This window comes from Microbacterium sp. zg.Y909 (assembly GCF_024626565.1).
On the sequence record NZ_JANJFJ010000533.1, the window covers coordinates 1 to 2,350 of the forward strand.

General features: G+C 68.3%; 2 protein-coding genes, 2 tRNA genes and 1 pseudogene. 1 reads left to right on the forward strand and 4 read right to left on the reverse strand.

Annotated features, from left to right (window positions below):
• The 3 genes and pseudogenes from NQ160_RS22430 to NQ160_RS22440 all read right to left on the reverse strand — a co-directional run.
• Positions 1–100: pseudogene (locus NQ160_RS22430) on the reverse strand (ATP-dependent Clp protease proteolytic subunit); the annotation flags it as partial.
• Between the two features lie 169 nt (positions 101–269).
• A complete protein-coding gene (tig, locus tag NQ160_RS22435) occupies positions 270–1,874 on the reverse strand; it encodes a trigger factor (protein ID WP_257517246.1) in 1,605 nt (534 codons plus the stop codon).
• Between the two features lie 74 nt (positions 1,875–1,948).
• Positions 1,949–2,022: transfer RNA gene (locus tag NQ160_RS22440), tRNA-Pro, on the reverse strand.
• A 118-nt stretch (positions 2,023–2,140) separates the two neighbouring features.
• Here NQ160_RS22440 and NQ160_RS22445 point away from each other — a divergent pair.
• Positions 2,141–2,214 (forward strand) — tRNA-Gly (locus NQ160_RS22445).
• Between the two features lie 12 nt (positions 2,215–2,226).
• Here NQ160_RS22445 and NQ160_RS22450 read toward each other — a convergent pair.
• The coding region (locus NQ160_RS22450) for an excalibur calcium-binding domain-containing protein (RefSeq protein WP_257517247.1) at positions 2,227–2,350 on the reverse strand (124 nt) is incomplete at its 5' end.

The window sequence follows — 2,350 nt, forward strand, 5'->3', positions numbered from 1 at the left end:
TTTCGTTGGCGTTGTCGTCGCGCACCTCCGACCCCAGCCAGATGATGCGGTCCTTCAGCAGTCTGTCGAAGACGCTCGTGGCGACAAGTGGTTCGGCCATGTTCACTCCTGTTTCCGTGGTCCGTCGCATCGAATCTACCGGCGCGGCGCGGGAGACCCGGCCGTGTTCGCCCTGGGCAGATCGGGCGCGTCGCGCCGTCGGCGCGCGCGGCGGGAACGACAGCGGGGCGGATGCCGCAGCATCCGCCCCGCTGTCTGAACCGGTCCGATTACTCGGAGTCGGCCTTCTTGGTGGTCTTGCGCGCCGCCGGCTTCTTCGCGGGGGCCGCCTCGGCGGCATCCTTCGCGTCGTCCTTCTTCGCCGCGGCCTTCTTGGCCGGAGCCTTCTTGGCGGGCGCCTTCTCGGCCGCAGCGTCGTCGGCGTCCGTTGCCGCCTTCTTCGCCGGGGCCTTCTTCGCGGGAGCCTTCTTGGCGGGGGCCTTCTTGGCCGGCTTCTCGGCGGCTTCCTCGGCCTCGATGATCTCGTCGGCGTCGGCCGCGGCGTCAGCGATCTCCTGGGCCTCTTCGACGACGTCCGCCTCAGCGGCCGGCTCGTCCTCGAGGGCGATGAAGCCGCTCAGGTCCACCGGCTTGCCGGCGGTGTCGACGACGGTGACCTTGCCCAGGGCCAGCGCGAGCGCCTTGTTGCGGGCGACCTCACCGATCATGGCGGGCAGCTGGTTGCTCTGCTGCAGCGTGTTGACGAACTCCTGCGGGGCCATGCCGTACTGGGCCGCCGACTGGATGAGGTACTGGGTCAGCTCGTCCTGAGAGACCTGCACCTTGAACTCTTCGGCGATCTTGTCGAGCACCATCTGCGTGCGGAACTGCTTCTCGCTGGCTTCGGTGACCTCGGCGCGGTGCGTGTCGTCCTCGAGGCGACCCTCGCCCTCGAGGTGCTGGTGCACCTCGTCCTCGACCAGCTGCGCCGGCACGGGGATGTCGGCGAGCTCGATGAGCTTCTCCACGAGCTTGTCGCGGGCGGAGGATGCCTGGGCGAAGCCGGACTGCTCGGAGACGCGCTCGGCGAGGCTGGCGCGCAGCTCGTCGATCGTGTCGAACTCGCTGGCCATCTGGGCGAAGTCGTCGTCGGCCTCGGGCAGCTCGCGCTCCTTGACGGCGACGACGGTCACGGCGACCTCCGCCTCCTGGCCGGCGTTGTCGCCGCCGACCAGCTTGGAGCGGAAGGTGGTCTCCTCGCCGGCGGTGAGGGACTCGATGGCCTCGTCGGTGCCCTCGAGCAGCTCGCCCGAACCCACCTCGTAGGACACGCCCTCGGCGCGGTCGATCTCGTTGCCATCGATCGTGGCGACGAGGTTCAGCTCGACGAAGTCACCCTTGGCAGCGGGACGGTCAACCGTCACCAGCGTGCCGAAGCGACCGCGCAGGCGGTCGAGCTCGGCGTCGACGGCGGCCTGGTCGGTCTCGACGGCGTCGACCTCGATGGTGATGCCGTCGTAGGAGGGAAGCTCGAACTCGGGGCGCACATCGACCTCGACCTCGACGACGAGGTCGCCGGAGAAGTCCTTGTCGCTCGGCCACTCGATGACCTCGGCGGAAGGCCGCCCGACGACGCGCACCTCGGTCTCACGGACGGCTTCGCGGTAGAACCCGTCGAGGCCCTCGCTGACGGCGTGCTCGATGACCGCACCCTTGCCGACGCGCTGGTCGATGATGGGCGCCGGCACCTTGCCCTTGCGGAAGCCGGGGATCTGGATGTCCTGGGCGATGTGCTCGTACGCGTGCGCGATGGCGGGCTTGAGTTCGTCCGGGGTGACCGTGATGTGGAGCTTGACCCGGGTGGGGTTGAGCTTCTCGACCGTGGCGTTGACCATGCCTGTTGCTTCTCCTTGGGTGATCCGCGCAGACGCGCGGAGGCGGAAAGTCTGGATGTCTGGGGGTCGTTACGTCGGGGCGACAGGATTTGAACCTGCGGCCTCCCGCTCCCAAAGCGGGCGCTCTACCAAGCTGAGCTACGCCCCGGGCTGTGTGCACGCACGCGTGCGCTGAAACGACCCCGGGAAGTCTAGCCGACCGCGCCGTGTCCGCGCTGAGCCGGAGGTTCGACTACACTGGCGGAGGCCGCGGAGCTTTCCGCCGCGGGGATGTAGCTCAATGGTAGAGCCTCAGTCTTCCAAACTGATGGTGCGGGTTCGATTCCCGTCATCCCCTCCACTTATCAGCCCGTCATTCGCAGGCGACCCCGTCGCCATCACGGTCGAGCTTGCTGGAATATCCGGGGTCTCCCGCGTGGATCGGCGCCGCACCCGCCGCGCGGACCGCCGTGCAGTTCTCGTAATAGACGTCGGGT